Annotated in this window: 14 protein-coding genes; 5 read left to right on the plus strand and 9 right to left on the minus strand. The window is 73.0% G+C overall.

Translation table 11 applies throughout. The features are described 5' to 3' along the window. Positions 1–64: 64 nt before the first annotated feature. On the minus strand, positions 65–565 hold the full coding sequence (locus ASE27_RS20110) for a MarR family winged helix-turn-helix transcriptional regulator (protein WP_056645783.1): 501 nt from the start codon (positions 563–565) through the stop codon (positions 65–67). A 166-nt stretch (positions 566–731) separates the two neighbouring features. Here ASE27_RS20110 and ASE27_RS03415 point away from each other — a divergent pair, with 166 nt between their 5' ends. After that, entirely contained in the window at positions 732–3,935 is a 3,204-nt protein-coding gene (locus ASE27_RS03415) for an efflux RND transporter permease subunit (protein WP_056645785.1), read from the plus strand. A 95-nt stretch (positions 3,936–4,030) separates the two neighbouring features. On the opposite strand, the gene ASE27_RS03420 is transcribed toward ASE27_RS03415, so the two are convergent. From ASE27_RS03420 to ASE27_RS03440, 5 genes are all read right to left on the minus strand, one after another. Then, entirely contained in the window at positions 4,031–5,308 is a 1,278-nt protein-coding gene (locus tag ASE27_RS03420) for a S9 family peptidase (protein WP_056645788.1), read from the minus strand. Between the two features lie 105 nt (positions 5,309–5,413). Next, a complete protein-coding gene (locus tag ASE27_RS03425; RefSeq protein ID WP_197486996.1) occupies positions 5,414–6,058 on the minus strand; it encodes a response regulator transcription factor in 645 nt (214 codons plus the stop codon). Between the two features lie 104 nt (positions 6,059–6,162). Further along, the gene (locus ASE27_RS03430; RefSeq protein WP_056645792.1) at positions 6,163–7,605 is read right to left on the minus strand and encodes a sensor histidine kinase; all 1,443 of its coding nucleotides are present in this window, start codon (positions 7,603–7,605) and stop codon (positions 6,163–6,165) included. A gap of 65 nt (positions 7,606–7,670) precedes the next feature. Further along, positions 7,671–8,555 carry an ABC transporter permease subunit gene (locus tag ASE27_RS03435; protein WP_056645794.1) on the minus strand — a complete coding sequence of 295 codons (885 nt, stop codon included), beginning with the start codon at positions 8,553–8,555 and terminating at the stop codon, positions 7,671–7,673. Beyond that, positions 8,552–9,526 (minus strand): ABC transporter ATP-binding protein, encoded by a 975-nt coding sequence (locus ASE27_RS03440; RefSeq protein ID WP_056645797.1) that lies wholly within the window; start codon positions 9,524–9,526, stop codon positions 8,552–8,554. The genes ASE27_RS03435 and ASE27_RS03440 overlap by 4 nt, the downstream gene beginning before the upstream one ends. A 286-nt stretch (positions 9,527–9,812) precedes the next feature. Here ASE27_RS03440 and ASE27_RS03445 point away from each other — a divergent pair, with 286 nt between their 5' ends. From ASE27_RS03445 to ASE27_RS03455, 3 genes are read left to right on the plus strand one after another with little or no spacing between them, the layout of a single operon-like run. Then, the gene (locus ASE27_RS03445) at positions 9,813–10,682 is read left to right on the plus strand and encodes a Bax inhibitor-1/YccA family protein (RefSeq protein ID WP_056645800.1); all 870 of its coding nucleotides are present in this window, start codon (positions 9,813–9,815) and stop codon (positions 10,680–10,682) included. Between the two features lie 59 nt (positions 10,683–10,741). Continuing rightward, entirely contained in the window at positions 10,742–11,233 is a 492-nt protein-coding gene (locus tag ASE27_RS03450) for a hypothetical protein (protein WP_157257357.1), read from the plus strand. 7 nt (positions 11,234–11,240) lie between these two features. Beyond that, complete coding sequence (locus tag ASE27_RS03455; protein WP_056645807.1) at positions 11,241–12,647, plus strand: cystathionine beta-synthase; 1,407 nt, start codon at positions 11,241–11,243, stop codon at positions 12,645–12,647. A 60-nt stretch (positions 12,648–12,707) separates the two neighbouring features. Here the strand turns inward: ASE27_RS03455 and ASE27_RS03460 are convergent, their stop codons facing one another. The 3 genes from ASE27_RS03460 to ASE27_RS03470 all read right to left on the minus strand — a co-directional run bounded on the left by ASE27_RS03460 (position 12,708) and on the right by ASE27_RS03470 (position 16,261). Continuing rightward, on the minus strand, positions 12,708–13,304 hold the full coding sequence (locus tag ASE27_RS03460) for a TetR-like C-terminal domain-containing protein (RefSeq protein WP_082608451.1): 597 nt from the start codon (positions 13,302–13,304) through the stop codon (positions 12,708–12,710). Further along, positions 13,297–14,157 (minus strand): alpha/beta fold hydrolase, encoded by an 861-nt coding sequence (locus tag ASE27_RS03465; protein WP_056645810.1) that lies wholly within the window; start codon positions 14,155–14,157, stop codon positions 13,297–13,299. The genes ASE27_RS03460 and ASE27_RS03465 overlap by 8 nt, the downstream gene beginning before the upstream one ends. Positions 14,158–14,236: 79 nt before the next feature. Further along, positions 14,237–16,261, minus strand: a complete 2,025-nt coding sequence (locus ASE27_RS03470) for a glycoside hydrolase family 15 protein (RefSeq protein ID WP_082608452.1) — start codon at positions 16,259–16,261, stop codon at positions 14,237–14,239. Positions 16,262–16,469: 208 nt separating this feature from the next. On the opposite strand from ASE27_RS03470, the gene ASE27_RS03475 reads away from it, so the two are divergent. Further along, positions 16,470–16,874: an FKBP-type peptidyl-prolyl cis-trans isomerase gene (locus ASE27_RS03475; RefSeq protein WP_056645814.1), complete on the plus strand. Its 405-nt coding sequence runs from the start codon at positions 16,470–16,472 to the stop codon at positions 16,872–16,874. Positions 16,875–16,888 lie beyond the last annotated feature (14 nt).

Consider the following 16,888-nt stretch of genomic DNA (forward strand, 5'->3'; position numbering starts at 1 on the left):
CGGCGCCGTCGGGCCGGGCGGGAGCTCCCGTCCGCGATGCCCGACGGCGCCGCTCGCCCCTCGCCTACGCCTCGCCCGGGCCGGAGGAGCCGGGGGCCTCGTGCTCGTGCGCGCCGTCCTCGCGCACGACGCGCAGCAGCCCGGCGAGCCCGGCCTGGAGGCCCTCGAGCTCGGCGATCGTGAGCCGTGCGAGGGTCTCGGGCCCGGCGGGCCCGTCGTTGGCGACGATGCTGCGCACGGCCTCGGCCCCGCGCTCGGTCGCGGCGACGAGGCGGACGCGTCCGTCCTCGGGGTCGGGGCGCCGGGACGCCATGCCCGCGGCCTCGAGCCGGTCGACGATCCCGGAGATCGTCGCCGGGCTCACGCCCAGGACCTCGCCGAGGTGGGTCGTGCTGCGCTCGCCGTCGATGAGCAGGATCCCCAGCGCGCGCATCTGCTGGGCGGTCAGGTGCGTGCGCATGAGCGGCTCGAGACGCCGTGCGAGCACGAGCTCCTGCAGGGTGCTCTGCGCCTCGACGAGCTCGTGCTCGAGCCGGGCGCGGTGGGGGTCGGGGGACGGGGTCACGCGGCAGACTCTAGCGGAGGCACCACGCGCGTCCTGGCCCTGCGAGGCCTCGTGACCTGCGGTTTCCCGGCTGCTGGGACGCGGGAACTTCTCGGAATTGCTTAGCGTTAGGCTAACGACCCCGCGACGACGACGTCGTGACAATCCACCGTGCCCTGGAGGCCCCGTGTTCCGTCTCGCCCGAACGTCGCTGGCGAACCGCGCCGTCGTCGCGCTCGCCACGATCGCGATAGCCGTGTTCGGCGTCGTCAGCATGGGATCGCTCAAGCAGGAGCTCATCCCGAGCCTGCAGATCCCCACCGCCGCCGTCGTCGCCGTGTACCCCGGGTCCGCCCCCGCGATCGTCGAGCAGCAGGTCACGACTCCCCTCGAGACCGCTGCGCGGGGTGTCGACGGCGTCGAGGACGTCACGTCCAGCTCCTCGACCGGCATGTCCGTGACGACCGTGCAGTTCACGTACGGCACCGACATGGACCTCGCGGCCCAGCAGCTCCAGACGGCGGTCACGCGCGTGAGCAGCCAGCTGCCCGCCGAGGTGGACCCGACCGTCGTGACCGGCTCGGTCGACGACCTCCCCGTGATCCAGCTCGCCGTCTCGGGCGGGGCCGACGAGGCCGCGCTCGCGGAGACGGTCAACGGTGTCGTGGTCCCCGCCCTCGAGGAGGTCGCGGACGTGCGCAGCGTCGCGGTCAGCGGCGTCGCCGACCAGCAGGTCACGATCGACCTCGACGTCGCGGCCCTCGCCGCAGCGGGCCTGAGCCCGGCCCAGGTCACCACGATCCTCCAGGACAACGGCGTGGTCGTCCCGGCCGGGACGGTCGCCGCGGGCGACCGCACCCTGTCCGTCCAGGTCGGCTCGGCCATCACGAGCGCCGACGACCTGATCAACCTGCCCCTGGTCGTCTCTCCCTCGGCAGCAGGCCCGACGGCGCCTGCCGGCCCGAGCGCTCCCGTGACCCTGGGCGACGTCGCGACCGTGACGGTGGGCCCCCAGCCCGCGACCTCCTACTCGCGCCTCGACGGCGAGCCTGCGCTCGCCGTGGCGATCACCAAGACCCCGGCCGGCAACACGGTCGAGGTCTCGCACGCGATCCAGACCGCGATCGACGACATGGACGGTGCCCTCGAGGCGAGCGACGTGCGCGTCGAGGTCGTGTTCGACCAGGCCCCGTTCATCGAGGAGTCCATCGAGGGCCTCGCGACCGAGGGCCTGCTCGGCCTGGTGTTCGCGGTCGTCGTGATCCTGCTGTTCCTCACGTCCCTGCGCTCGACCCTGGTCTCGGCCGTCTCGATCCCGCTGTCCCTGTTCGTCACGTTCATCGTCATGAACGCGACCGGGTACACCCTGAACATCCTGACCCTCGGGGCCATGACGGTCGCGATCGGGCGCGTGGTCGACGACTCGATCGTCGTGATCGAGAACATCAAGAGGCACCTGTCCTACGGCGAGAAGAAGACCACCGCGATCCTCACCGCGGTCAAGGAGGTCGGTGGCGCGATCACGGCCTCGACCGTCTGCACCGTCGCGGTCTTCCTGCCCATCGCGCTGGTCGGCGGCATGGTCGGCGAGCTGTTCCGTCCGTTCGCCATGACGGTCGCGATCGCCATGACCGCGTCGCTGCTCGTCGCCCTGACGATCGTCCCCGTCCTGGCCTACTGGTTCATCAAGGCCCCCGCGGTCCCGGCCGACCCCGAGCAGGCCCGGGTCGTCGCCGAGCAGGCGCGCGAGGCGGCCGAGCTCAAGGAGCGCCGCGGGCTGTGGCAGCGCGGGTACCTGCCGACGCTCAACGCCGCACTGCGCCACCCCGCCATCACGCTGACCGTCGCGGTCGCGGTCCTCGCGGGCACGGTCGCGCTCGTGCCGCGCCTCGAGACGAACTTCCTGGGCGACTCCGGCCAGGACACCCTCACGGTCACCGAGTCCTTCGCCCCGGGCACGTCGCTCGAGACCCAGGACGCTGCGGCCCGCGAGGTCGAGCAGGCGCTCATGGACCTCGACTCGGTGGACACCGTCCAGACGACGGTCGGCACCGCGGGCGGCCCCGAGGCCGCGTTCTTCGGCGGCGGCGGGTCGCCGCAGGCCACGTTCTCCCTGACCCTCGCGGCCGACGCCGACGGCGTCGAGGCGCAGCAGGAGGTCCGCGACGCGGTCGCGGACCTGGGCGGCGAGGACTCCGAGGGCATCACGGTCGCCGGTGCGGACGCCGCGTTCGGCAGCTCGACCGTCGACCTCGTGGTGCGCGCCCCCGACACCGAGACGCTGGCCGCCGCGGCGGACCAGGTCCAGCAGGTCGCCGAGGACACCGAGGGGGCCTCCGAGGTCACCAACAACCTCGCGAGCGCCCAGTCCACGATCCAGGTGACCGTCGACCGGGACGCCGCGGCCGCCGTCGGGCTCACCGAGACGCAGGTCGCCGGGACCGTCGCGAGCCTCATGTCGCCCTCGCCCGTGGGCACCGTGAACCTCGGTGACGGGCCCGTGCAGGTGCGCGTCGCCGTCGGGCAGGCTCCTGGCACGGTCGACGAGCTCGAGGCGCTCGTGGTGCCCACGGCCGCGGGCGCCGTCCCGCTCACCCAGATCGCGAGCATCGACGAGGTCGAGGTGCCCACCTCGATCTCGCGGGTCAACGGCGAGCGCAGCGCGACCATCGCGGTCACGCCCGCCGGCCAGGACCTCGGCACGCTGACCACGGCCCTCACGGCCGCGATCGAGGACCTCGACCTGCCGGGCGGGGCGACCGTCGAGCTCGGCGGCGTCGCGACCCAGCAGGCCGACGCGTTCGCCGACCTGGGCCTCGCGCTGCTGGTCGCGATCGCGATCGTCTACCTCGTCATGGTCGCGACCTTCCGCAGCCTCCTGCAGCCGTTCATCCTGCTCGTGTCGATCCCCTTCGCCGCGACGGGTGCGCTGCTCCTGCTGCTCGCCACGGGCACACCGCTCGGGGTGCCCGCGCTCATCGGCATGCTCATGCTGGTGGGGATCGTGGTCTCGAACGCGATCGTCCTCATCGACCTCATCAACCAGTACCGCGAGCAGGGCCGCGGGCTGGACGAGGCCGTGCTCGAGGGCTCGCGCCAGCGACTGCGCCCCATCGTCATGACGGCCGCGGCGACGATCTTCGCGCTCACGCCCATGGCGATCGGCATCACGGGCGGCGGCTCGTTCATCTCGCAGCCGCTCGCGCTCGTCGTGATCGGTGGGCTCCTGACGTCGACGCTGCTCACGCTCGTCGTGGTGCCCGTGCTCTACACGATCGCCGAGCGTGCGGGCGAGAAGCGCGCGGCCCGGCGCGCCGCGAAGCGTGAGGCCGAGGCCGCGGAGCTCGTCGACAGGAGCACGGCGAAGCCGGAGGCCGAGCCCGCGGTCTGACCCCCCCCGGGGCAACTGCCCGCGGGCCCGCCGCGCGCGGGCCCAGCACTCCCAGGCCCGCCCGTCCGGAAGGACGGGCGGGCCTCGGTCTGTCCTCAGTCGTCGGTGGCCACGAGCACGGGCGCGAGCGCCTCGTCGAGCCAGTCGAAGACCCGCTGCTCGGTCAGGGCCCGTGCGAGGGGCTGACAGTGCAGGTTCGCGCCCTCGGCCGCGGTGAACCGCACGAGCGTCGCGACGTCGGGCGCGAGCCGCACGAGCTCGTCGGACTGGCCCGGCCAGAACTGCTCGCCCTCGGGGGCCGTGACGAGCAGGGGAGTGGTGATGCGTGCGGCGACGTCCCGCAGGTCGTACTTCTGGACCTCGCGGAGCGTGGCGGCGTACCCCTCGACCCCGTAGGGGCGGGAGCGGAACCGCCAGGTGGCCGCAGTGGCCTTCGACAGGCGCAGGCCCATGTCCATGTCCCGGTCGAACGCGTGGTCCTTGCCCTCATCGAGGAGCTTGAGGAGCGTCTTCGGCATCGTCCGGGTCCAGGAGGCCGCGACCTGGACGACCCCGGGATCGACGACGGCCGCAGCAGGACGGTGCTCGAACGCCAGCGCGCGCGGCACCCAGTAGCCCCCCTGGCTCGACCCGTAGACCGCGATCCGTGCGGCATCGACGTCGTGGCGGTCCACGAGCGCGTCGAGCACGGGGGTCAGGACCGCCTCGAAGTCGTGGCGGAACGGCACCTGGTGCTCGAACAGCATCGACTGCTGACCTGGTCCGTCGAACACGAAGGCGTGGTACCCGCGGCGCAGCGCGCCCGCCACGCACGCCGTCCACATCGAGGTCAGCGAGCCGTCGGACCCGTTGACCGCGACGAGCAGCGAGCGCGGGGGGACCCGCCCCGGGTCGGCGGCGATCGCTGCGGTGGACGCGGCGTCGGACGCGCTGAAGAAGTACCCGGGCAGCGTCGTGCCCTCGTACGGGACGTCGACGCGCTCGACGACGAGCCCGCTCGTCCCGACCCACCGGTCCCACGCGTCGCGATGCTTGCGGAACGTGGGCAGGAGCAGGCTGTCGTCCTCGAGCGCGGCCACCGCGTCGACCGCGACCGCGTAGTACGCCGACGCCCGCAGGAACGCGGCGGCGGCGCTCGCGTCGTGCCCCGCGGCCGCCGCGTCCGTGGCGATCCCGGCGACCCGGTCGCCGAGATCGTGCCACGCGTCGAACCACCCCCGGTGGTCCTTGTCGCGCACGTGCGCGACGGCAGCGAGCACCTCGCCCACGTCGGCGGCCCCGCTCGAGGCGCCGCCGAGGACGGTCCGGATCTCGTAGTCGCGGTCGTGGTCGCCGGAGAACCCGGCGTCGAACGGGTCGTGGTGGGCTGGCATGGCGATCCTCTTCCGCGACGTGCAGGGACGGAGCCGACGGGCGTCGGGCCCCTTCCGACGATCCTCCCGATCCCACCGGCCCACCACCCGGCCCGACGGCGTCGCTCAGCTCGGGCGCGCCACGCCCGTCTCGTACGCCAGGACCACGGCCTGGACGCGGTCGCGCAGACCGAGCTTGCCCAGCACCCGCCCGACGTGGGTCTTGACCGTGGCCTCGGAGACCACGAAGCGCGCCGCGATCTCGGCGTTCGACAGTCCCTCGCCCAGCGCGGCGAAGACCTCGAGCTCGCGTGCGGTCAGCTCCCGCAGGCGCGGGTCGTCGACACCGTGCCCCGGGCCGGCAGCCCCCTGGGCGTGCGCGTCCTCGGGCAGGTAGCCCGCGAACATCTCGAGCATCCGGCGCGTGACCCGCGGCGAGACGGCGGCGTCGCCGCTCGCGACGTTGCGGATCGCGCCGACCAGCTCGGCGGGCCGGGCGTCCTTGAGGAGGAACCCGCTCGCACCCACGCGCAGCGCCGCGAACGCGTACTCGTCGAGGTCGAACGTCGTGAGGATGATGACCCGGCTCGCGGGGAGCTCGGCGACGATCCGCTCGGTCGCGTCGATCCCGTTGACACCGGGCATGCGTACGTCCATGAGGATCACGTCGGGGCGCAGGGCCGTGGCCTGGGCGAACGCGGTCTCGCCGTCGCTCGCCTCGCCGACCACCTCGATGTCGTCCTCGGCGGCCAGGATCATGCGGAAGCCCATGCGCAGCAGCGACTGGTCGTCGACGAGCAGGACCCGGACCGGGTGTGCGGCGTCGTGCGGCACGGTGCCCTCGGCACCACCCGGACGCTCCGCGGGCGGGAGGCTCACAGCGCGATCCCCGTGCCGCCGTCGGGCCGGGACGCCTGGTCGCTCCCCGTGCGGTCGAGGCGCAGCCGCGCCACGACCTCCCAGCCCGAGCCCGTGGGACCGGCCGTGACCGTCCCCCCGTAGACGGCCGCACGTTCGCGCATCCCGATGATCCCTCTTCCTGTGCCGATGGGTTGGTCGCCCGCGATGCCCGCGGGCAGCGGGCGGGCGTCCGCGCCGTCCCGGGCCGTCCCGCCCGGTGCGCGGCCCGCCTTGTTGGTGACCGTGATCTCGAGCCAGTCTCCACCGTCGGGTGCGCCCGCGTCACGCCGGGCGATCTCCACCACGACCATGGGCGTCAGGGGCGCGTAGCGCAGGACGTTGGTCAGCGACTCCTGCACGATCCGGTGCGCGGCCTGGCGCAGGCCCGGGTCGGGGTCCGGCTGGACGCCGACCCGCACGAGCCGCACGGGCAGGCCCGCGTGCCGGAACCGTTCGGCGATGTCCTCCATGGTCGGGACGTCGGCGGTCGGGGTGAGCGGGGCGACCGAGCCGTCGGGGTCGCGCAGGACGCCCAGGACCCGGCGCATGTCGGCGAGCGCGGCCCGGCCCGTCTCTGTCAGCTCGTCGAGCGCCTGGCCCGCGAGCTCGGGGTCCTTGGCGCCCAGGGCCTTGGCACCGTCGGCGAGCGCGACCATGACGGTCAGGCTGTGCGCGACGACGTCGTGCATCTCGCGCGAGATCCTCGCGCGCTCGGCCGCGGCCGCGAGCTGGGCCTGCTGGTCGCGGTCGCGTGCGATCGCGTTGGCGCGTCCCACGAGGTCCGCGACGTGCTGACGTCGCCCGCGCACGCTCGACCCGATCGCGATGCCCAGCAGCGCGAACGTGAGTGTGATCGCGACGGCCGCGACCCGGGCTCCCGTGACCTCGCCGCTGCCCACCTCGGCTCGCACGATGGCCCCGGACTCGCTCACCGCGAAGTCGTACCAGATCATCTCCGCGGCACACACGGTCAGGACCAGCGCGCCCAGCACGCTCCACGCCACGGCGGGGCGGTACGTCGTCGCGACCGCGTAGATCGCGAACGCGACCGCGAGCTCGAAGCCCGCAGAGTCGCCGCTGAGGGCGATCGTGAGGACCGCGAGGACCCCGATGACCGCGGCGGTCAGGAGCGGGTTGCGGCGGCGCCACAGCAGCACCGCGCCGCCCGCGAGCGTCGCGGCCGCGACGCCGTAGCGTGCGTGCTCGGGCGGCAGCAGGGTCGTCAGCAGGCCGGGGACGGTGAACCAGGCCGCGACGAACCAGTCCATGACGACCGGGTGACGCACGAAGTACCGGCGGACCGGCCCGAGCTTGCGCGCGTCGAGCTCGGTGAAGACCGCGATGCTGCCCGACCGCGGCCGGGTGGAGGGCTTGGGTGCCTTGCCGGCACCGGGGACGCCGGGTGCCCCGGGACGCACGGCGCCCGACGCCGGACCACGGGTCTCGTGGTCCGGCGCCGGGCTGTGCGCGGCGCGGGAGATGGTCAGGCGTCCCGACGCTTGAGCAGCACCGCGGCGACGACCAGGACCAGGACGGTCCAGCCGACGAGGACGCCGTAGCCGACCCACGGTTCGAGCGCGCCCGAGGCGGAGGCTCCGGTCATGGGGTCGATCGACCCGCCCGTGGCGAGCAGTCGCTCCCCGGCCACCCCGGGGAGGAACTTGTAGATGTTCTCCACGACCTTGTTGCCCGTGGCCATCGCGACGATCGACAGGATCTGCGGGACCACCATGAGCAGGCCGACGACCGTGAAGATCGCCCCGGCCGTGCTCCGGAGCAGCGCGCCGATGCCGAGCGAGAGGGCCGAGATGGTCGCCACGTAGAGCGCCGCGCCGACGAGGATGCGCACGTTGTCGCTCGACCCGAGGTCCAGGGCCATGCCCTGGTTCGACAGCAGCGGGGCCGTGACGAGAGCCGAGAGGCCGACGCCGAGGAGCGTGACGACGAAGCTCGTCACGAAGAGCACGGCCAGCTTGGCGAAGAACGCCGGCAGGCGGCGCGGGACGGCGGAGAACGTCGAGCGGATCATGCCCGTGGAGTACTCGCCGGTGATCGCGAGCACTCCGAGCACCGCGATGGCGAGCTGTCCGACCGAGTAGCCGATCGTCACGATCGTCGCCGAGGGGAAGAAGTCGGACATCGACGCGCCGTCGGCCCCGCTCGTCTCGACGTCGGGGATGTTGATGATCGCGGCGAACATCAGTGCGATCCCGACCATGACCACGACCGTGATCGCGAGCGTCCACACGGTCGAGCGCAGGGTCCAGAGCTTGATCCACTCGGACTTGAGGACACCGCCGAAGGTGAGGCGGGCGGACGAGGCGCGCTGCGCCGTCGGGCGTGCTGCGGAGACGGTGGCGGCGGTCATCGCTTGGCTCCTTCGGAGATCGGGGCGTCGGCCGGAGAGTCGACGCCGTGGCCCACGTGCTGGGTCGCGGACTCGGTCTGGTACTCGACCGAGTCGGCCGTGAGGAGCATGTACGCCTCCTCGAGGGTCGAGGTCACGGGCGTGAGCTCGTGCAGGACGATGCCGGACGCCGCGGCGAGCTCGCCGATGCCGGGCGCCTCGACGCCCGTGATCTGGAGCAGGCTGGGCTCGTCTGACGTGACCGTCGCGCCGTCGCGGGTCAGCAGCTCGGCGAGCTGCGTGGCCTGCGGGGTGCGGACGCGGACCGTGTGCTGGGCGCCGCCGTCGACGATGTCCTTGACGGGCGCGTTCGCGATGATGCGCCCCTTGCCGATCACGATGATGTGGTCCGCGGTCAGCGCGACCTCGCTCATGAGGTGGCTGGACAGGAAGACCGTCCGTCCCTCGGACGCGAGGTAGCGGGCCAGGTTGCGGACCCACAGGACGCCCTCGGGGTCGAGGCCGTTGACCGGCTCGTCGAGGATGAGCGTCTTGGGGTCGCCCAGCAGCGCGGACGCGATGCCCAGGCGCTGGCCCATGCCGAGCGAGAAGCCGCCGACGCGCTTCTTCGCGACCGACTGCAGGCCGGTCATCTCGATGACCTCCTGCACGCGGGTCTTCGGGATGTTGTGCGTGGCCGCCATCGCGAGGAGGTGGTTGTAGGCGCTGCGGCCCGTGTGCACGGCCTTCGCGTCGAGGAGGGCCCCGACCTCGGTCAGGGGCGAACGGTGCGCGGCGTAGGGCTGACCGTTGACGGTCACGGAACCGGCCGTCGGGCGGTCGAGCCCCATGATCATGCGCATCGTGGTCGACTTGCCGGCGCCGTTCGGGCCCAGGAAGCCCGTGACCTGGCCGGGCTGGACGGTGAAGGAGATCCCGTCGACGGCTGTCTTGGGCCCGTACCGCTTGGTCAGGCCTCGTGCTTCGATCATGCTCGCCCCTCGGGTGGGTTGCGTGTGGTGGCTCGTACGTCCTCCAGCCTAGGGACCGGGAGGTCGGCAGGGATGCCCCCGCACGGTCGATCTTCACGACCGGGTCGCGTACGCCGCAAGGATGACGTCGTCGACCAGGGGAGCGATCCTGCGCCCCGAGCGGGTGGAAAAGTCGGACGAAGCCCCCGGGAACACCGGCGCGAACCCGCTCGTTGCATAGGATGGAAACACGGCCAGCGACACCCGCCTCGCCAGAGGGCACTGGACGCCGCGACCAGGAGGAAGCATGAGCAACCCCGTCTTCAACAACAGCGCCATCTTCGGCGAGCCCAAGCGCGCGCGCACCAACCAGGGGGCTGCGGGCACCGTCCAGCAGAACCCCGCGTACGGCACGCCCCCGCAGCAGGCCCAGTACGGCAGCTACGGCGCCCAGACCGCCGACGCCGCGACGCTCGACGCCATGTACAACGCGCCGACCGCGACGACCGCGGACACCAAGCGCCTGACGTACGACGACGTCATCATCAAGACCGGTGGGCTGCTCGCTCTGCTCGTCGTCGTGGGCGCCGCGAGCTGGCAGCTCGTCGACACCATGCCGTTCCTGTGGATCGGCGGCGCGATCGTCGGCCTGGTCCTGGGTCTGGTCAACGCGTTCAAGAAGAGCCCGAGCCCCGCGCTCATCGTGGCGTACACGATCGCGCAGGGCGCGTTCCTCGGTGGGATCAGCGCGTTCTACAACACGCAGTGGAACGGCGTCGTGGTCCAGGCGGTCCTCGCGACCGTCACGACGTTCGCCGCAGCCCTCTTCCTCTTCAAGTCCGGCAAGGTGCGCGTCACGCCCAAGTTCACGCGCTGGCTCATCATCGCGATGGTCGGCTACCTGGCCTTCTCGCTCGTCAACCTCCTGCTGACGATGACGGGCGTCCTCGACGGCTGGGGCATGCGCTCGGGCGGCCTCGGCATCATCGTCGGTCTCGTCGCGGTCGGCCTCGCGGCCGCCTCGCTCATCGTCGACTTCGACTCGATCAAGCGCGGCGTCGAGGCCGGCGTCCCCGCCAAGTTCGCCTGGTCGGCAGCGTTCGGCCTCATGGTCACGCTCATCTGGCTGTACCTCGAGTTCCTGCGCCTGTTCGCGATCCTGCAGGGCAACGACTGACCTTGGCCGACGCCCGGAAGAAGTCCCCGGCACCCGCTTCGGAACCCGTTCCGACGCGGGTGCCGGTCTTTGCCGCCGGCCTCGTGCTGGCAGCCTTCACGCTGCTCGCCCTCCAGGTGCCCTACGGGCTCCTCGTGGGTCGCAGCCTCCCCAACGCCGTCGCGTGGATCACGGTCGCCGCGGTCGTCATCCTGCTCGTGATGCTCACGGCCGGTGCGGTCGTCGCCTGGCTCGGGCACCGCATCTCGCGCGAGTGGGACGACCGCAAGGCGACCACGCTCTTCTTCGTGCTCGGTTTCGTCGGGGTCGGGATCTGGAGCTTCATGGTGCTCGGCTCGCTGCTGAGCGCCGCGACCGGGAACCCGGGCACCGCGACGAGCGGCGTCGCCCTGGCCTCGGTGCTGTACCTGGCGGTGGCGGGAGGGCTGAGCGGCGCCGTCGGGCGGTACTTCGCACGTGACGCTGCGGACCGTCCTCTGCTCGTCGTGGTCCTCGGGGTCGCGGTCGCCCTGTGTGCCGTGCTGGGCGGGATGGCCCTCGGCAGCGCATGATCGGTGCATGAAGTTCGCACACCACATCTCCGACCTCGTCGGCGGGACACCCCTGGTCCGGCTCGGATCGGTGACCGACGGCCTCTCCGCGACGATCCTCGCCAAGGTCGAGTACCTCAATCCCGGCGGCTCAGTGAAGGACCGCATCGCGCTCAAGATGATCGAGGCGGCCGAGGCCTCCGGCGAGCTCGCTCCCGGCGGCACGATCGTCGAGCCGACCTCGGGGAACACCGGGGTCGGGCTCGCGCTCGTGGCGCAGCGCAAGGGGTACGACTGCGTGTTCGTCTGCCCCGACAAGGTGAGCCAGGACAAGCGTGACGTGCTGGCCGCCTACGGGGCGCGCGTCGTCGTGACCCCCACGGCCGTGGCTCCCGACCACCCCGACTCCTACTACTCGGTCTCGGACAGGCTCGTCGCCGAGATCCCCGGGGCCTGGAAGCCCAACCAGTACGCCAACCCCAACGGCCCCGCGTCCCACTACGAGAGCACGGGCCCGGAGATCTGGGCCGACACCGACGGCCGCGTCACGCACCTCGTGGCGGGCGTCGGGACGGGCGGGACCATCACGGGGACCGGTCGGTACCTCAAGGACGTGTCGGCCCCGCGGGAGGCCGAGGCCGGTGGCCGGGTGCACGTCGTCGGGGCCGACCCCGCCGGGTCCGTCTACTCGGGCGGCGACGGTCGTCCCTACCTGGTCGAGGGCGTGGGCGAGGACTTCTGGCCCGCCGCGTACGACCCGACCGTGCCCGACGAGATCATCGCCGTGAGCGACGCCGACTCGTTCGAGATGACGCGCCGGCTCGCGCGCGAGGAGGGCCTGCTCGTGGGCGGCTCGTGCGGCATGGCCGTGGTCGCGGCGCTGCGGCTGGCGCAGCGGCTCGAGGACGAGGACCCCGAGGCGGCGGCACGCGCCGTGGTCGTCGTGATCCTGCCCGACGGCGGGCGCGGCTACCTGTCCAAGATCTTCAACGACTCCTGGATGCGGTCCTACGGGTTCCTCGACGCCGAGGAGGGCGTGACCGCGGGCGACATGCTGCGCTCCAAGAGCGGGCAGCTGCCGGACCTGGTCCACACCCACCCGGGCGAGACCGTGCGCGACGCGATCGAGATCCTGCGTGAGTACGGCGTCTCGCAGATGCCCGTCGTCGGGGCCGAGCCGCCCGTCAAGATCGGCGAGGTGGCGGGGGCCGTGAGCGAGCGGGCCCTGCTCGATGCGGTGTTCTCGGGCAAGGCGTCGCTCGCCGACCGGGTGGACAAGCACATGGAGGCGCGGTTCCCGCTCATCGGGGCGGGCGAGGGCGTCGCGGCGATCCGCTCGGCGCTGCACGACGCCGACGCGCTGCTCGTGATCGACGACGGCGACCCGGTCGGGGTGCTCACGCGCCACGACCTGCTGGGTTTCCTGGCGCACTGAGCCTCCGGCGGTCGGGGCCGGCGGGACCTCTGGTTCTCGCCGGCCCCGACCGCGGTCGCGTCAGGACGCAGCAGGGCGGGCGAGGTCCGCGATCCCGACCACGAGCAGGCCGACGAGGACCTCGAAGCTGTGGTCGACGTCGTCGGGCATGCCGAACCCGCCCAGGAGCTCGAGCGAGACGAACCCGTGGACCGCCGACCGCACGGCGCGGATCGCGTCGACCGTCGAGGCCTCCGGCAGGCCGAACCCCCGCAGGACTGCTGCGACGACCGCGACGGACTCGGCGCCCGCGAGCGACAGCGGGTCGTCGGCCTGCGCGCCGAGGTCGGGCGAGACCTGCGTCGCGGCGTACCTGCCCGGGTGCTCGCGCGCGAAGCCGCGGATCGCGTGCGCGAGCGCGGAGAGCGCGTCCGGGCCCGAGCGGCCGATCGTCGCTGCCGCCGCAGCGCGCGTGAGGTCGTCGACCGCGACCACGGCGACCGACCGCCGCAGGTCCGCGAGAGAGCCGACGTGCTTGTAGAGGCTCGGGGTCGCGACCCCGGCCGCCGCGGCGACCTTCGCGAGGGTGAGGTCGGCGAACCCTTGCGGGCCGCCGTCGTCCACGACCCGCAGCGCGAGGGCCGTGACCGCCTCGCGGCTCAGGCCCGCCCTAGCCACGGGCGGCCCAGTCGTGCGCACCGGCGGACGAGCGCAGGCCGTCGAGGAACGCGAGGGTCGCGGGCGCGACCACGTCGGGGGACTGGTGCTGCGGATAGTGCCCGACGTCGGGCACCAGGTGGCCCTGTGCGCCGATCGACTCCTGGATCCAGGTGAGCTCGGCGGCCTGGTCCGAGAAGTCGGGGTCGAGCGACCCCATGAACGCGATGGCCGGGGCGTGGACCTCGGGGAGCCGCGCCTCGACCGGTGCGTGCGTGAGGGCGAGCGCGAGATCGCGGAAGCTGCGCAGACGACCGGGCTCGCGCATCGAGGTGCGGAGCGCGGCCACGTGCTCGGAATGCCACGGGGCCTTGCGCCCCTTGGTCAGCGACGAGTAGAAGCCTGCCCACGCGGCGGCGCCCCAGGGACGGGCCAGGGCGACGCGGTAGAGCAGCCGGCTCGCGCGGGCGCGGGCGGCGCTCACGGCCGGGTCCCGCAGGAACGGGCCGAGGAGGACGAGGCCCGCGACGGCGTCGGGTCGCTCGGCGGCAGCCCACGTCGCGGCGCCGGCGCCCATCGAGCTCCCGACCAGGACCGCAGGCCCGCCCAGGTGCTCGACGAGCGCCAGGAGGTCCTGGCCCGTCACGACGTCGCCGTGCGTGCGGAAGGTCGTGTCGCTGTCGCCGTGGCCGCGCAGGTCGGTCACGGCGACGCGGTAGCCCGCGGCCACGAGCGGGGGCACGAGGTCGCGGTAGGTCGAGCGCAGGTCGCCCATGCCGGGGACGGCGACCACGAGCGGGCCCGTGCCGGTCACGGTGTACGCGATGCGCCCCTCGGGGCGGGGGAGGAACTCCACGGTCTGGTGAGTGCTCATAGCGAATAGGCTAATACCATTAGCCAACGGTGCGCAAGACGGCGCGAGCCCCGACGTCACCCACGCGGCGGGAAGCGTGTCACCGTCGGCGGGCCGCCTCGAAGTGCCCTGCGTCGTCGCGCCGCTCCTCGGCCCGCACCACGTGCACGACCGCGTTGATGAGCGCGAGGTGCGTGAACGCCTGCGGGAAGTTCCCCAGGTGACGACCCGAGTGCGGGTCGATCTCCTCGGCGTACAGGTCGAGCTCGCTCGCGAACGACAGCAGCCGCTCGCACAGCGCCCGCGCCCGGTCGAGCTCCCCGATCTCGACGAGCGCCGACACGAGCCAGAACGAGCAGATCGTGAACGTCCCCTCCTCGCCCGAGAGCCCGTCGTCGGTCTCGTCGGTGCGGTACCTCAGCACGAGCCCGTTGACCGTGAGCTCGCTCGCGATCGCGTCGACCGTCGCGACCACGCGCGGGTCGTCGGACGGCAGGAACCGCAGGAGCGGGACGAGCAGCAGCGACGCGTCCAGGGCGTCGGAGCCGTAGCGCTGGACGAGCACCCCGCGCGCGTCGACCCCGTGCTCGAGCACGTCGGCGCGGATCTCGTCGGCCACGGCCTGCCACTGGTCGGCGTAGTCGGGCTCGTCGTACATCCGGGCCAGGCGCGCCCCGCGGTCGAGAGCGACCCAGCACATGACCTTCGACGACGTGAAGTGCTGGGGCTCGCCGCGGATCTCCCACAGCCCGCGGTCGGGCTCGCGCCAGTGCGCGGCGGCCTCCTCGACCTGGGCCTTGAGGACGGGCCACAGGGACTCGGGCAGCTGCTCGCGCGACTTGGCGTGCAGGTACACCGAGTCGAGCACGGCGCCCCACATGTCGTGCTGCTGCTGGTCATACGCGGCGTTCCCGACGCGCACCGGTCGGGCGTCGTCGTACCCCGCGAGGTGGTCGAGCGTGCTCTCGGTGAGCTCGGTCTCGCCCCCCACGCCGTACATGATCTGCAGCTCGCGCCCGTCCCGGCAGACGTCGTGCACGAACGCGAAGAAGTCGTCGGCCTCGCGGTCGAGGCCCAGGGTGTACAGGCCCCACAGCGCGAACGTCGAGTCGCGGACCCACGCGTAGCGGTAGTCCCAGTTCCGCTCGCCCTGGGGCGCCTCGGGCAGGGACGTGGTCGCGGCGGCGAGCAGCGCCCCGGTCGGGGCGTACGTGAGCCCCTTGAGCGTGAGCGCGCTGCGCTGGAGGTACGAGCGCCACGGGTGGTCGGGGAAGACACCCTGCGTGATCCAGTCGCGCCAGTACTGCTCGGTGCGGCCCAGGGCGTCGGCGGCCTCGGGCCAGGTCGTGGGGGTGGGACGGTCGGACCACGACAGCGTGACGTACGCGGTCTCGCCCGCGCTCATGCGCGTGCGGCCCTGCGCGCGACGGTCCTCGACGCCGAGCCGCAGGCTGCCGCTCAGGCGCAGGTCGGGGGTCGAGGCGTGCGCCGAGCGGGTCACGAGCGTGCTGTACGTGGGCCCCTCGTACTCCCACCGCGCGGGCTCGCGCCCGTAGTCCGGGAGCGGCTCGCACACGACCTCGACGTCCACGGTCCCGTTGACGCACACGATGGTGCGCAGCAGCATGTGCTCGGCGTCGCAGTCCGTGGGCGTGCGCCGGTGCGTCCGTGAGCGTTCGTCGACGTTGTGCCACGGCCCCATGAGCATCGCGTCGCGCACGACGAGCCAGCCCGTGGGCGTCTGCCACGTCGTCTCGAGCACGAGCGTGCCCGGCACGTAGCGCCGGGCCGCAGGCACGCGCGCGCCGTACGGCCCCACGCGGAACGAGCCCGCCCCCCGGTCGAGCACCGCCGCGAAGATGCTGGGCGCGTCGGGGCGCGGCACGCACATCCACTCGATCGCGCCGCTCGGGGCCACGAGCGCGTTGCACTCGCAGTCGGACAGGAACGCGTACTCCGCGATCCCGGGGTACGCCGAACGTCGCCCGCTCGGCACCTGGGCGCCGCCCGCGTGCGTCACGGGCGAGTCGAGCCCGTCGCCCGCGTCCACGGGCTGGGCCGAGTCCGCCGAGGCGAGCGGGGCGGCGTCCTGGGTGGTCTCGCGATCGGCACGCGGAGCGGTCATGCAGCCAGCGTGCGCCTCGGGGCGGCGGTTGTCAGGTGGAGCGGCGCCCGACGCCGGAGCGCACCCGGGAGCGTGCGGTGCGCTCCGGCGTCGGGCGGGCCGAGTCGGGCAGGGGTGCACCGGCGCGGGCCGGTGCTGACCGGGGCAGGCCGCTGCCGGGCGCTTAGGCTTGTCCCCGAAACCCTGACTCCCACCGAGAGGTAGCACCATGAGCACGCAGCTCCCCACCGCGTCCGGCACGTTCGGCGACAAGCCCGTCCTGACGTTCCCCGAGGGCGGCGCACCCGCCGGCCTCCAGGTCCAGGTCCTCGAGGAGGGCAGCGGCCCCGTCGTCACGGCGGGCCGCACCATCGTCGTGAACTACCTGGGGCAGGTCTGGGACGGCGACATCTTCGACACCTCGTACGACCGCGGCCAGACCATCTCGTTCCCCATCGGGACCGGCGCGGTCATCGGCGGCTGGGACAAGGGCCTCGTGGGCCAGAACGTCGGCTCGCGCGTCCTGCTCTCGATCCCGCCGGAGCACGGCTACGGCATGCGCGGCGTCCCCCAGGCGGGCATCGGCGGCACGGACACGCTGGTCTTCGTGGTGGACGTCGTCGGGGTCCAGTGACCTCGACCTCACGC

Origin of the sequence: Oerskovia sp. Root918, assembly GCF_001428945.1 — a bacterium.
In the GTDB taxonomy this organism is placed as follows: Bacteria; Actinomycetota; Actinomycetes; order Actinomycetales; family Cellulomonadaceae; genus Oerskovia; species Oerskovia enterophila.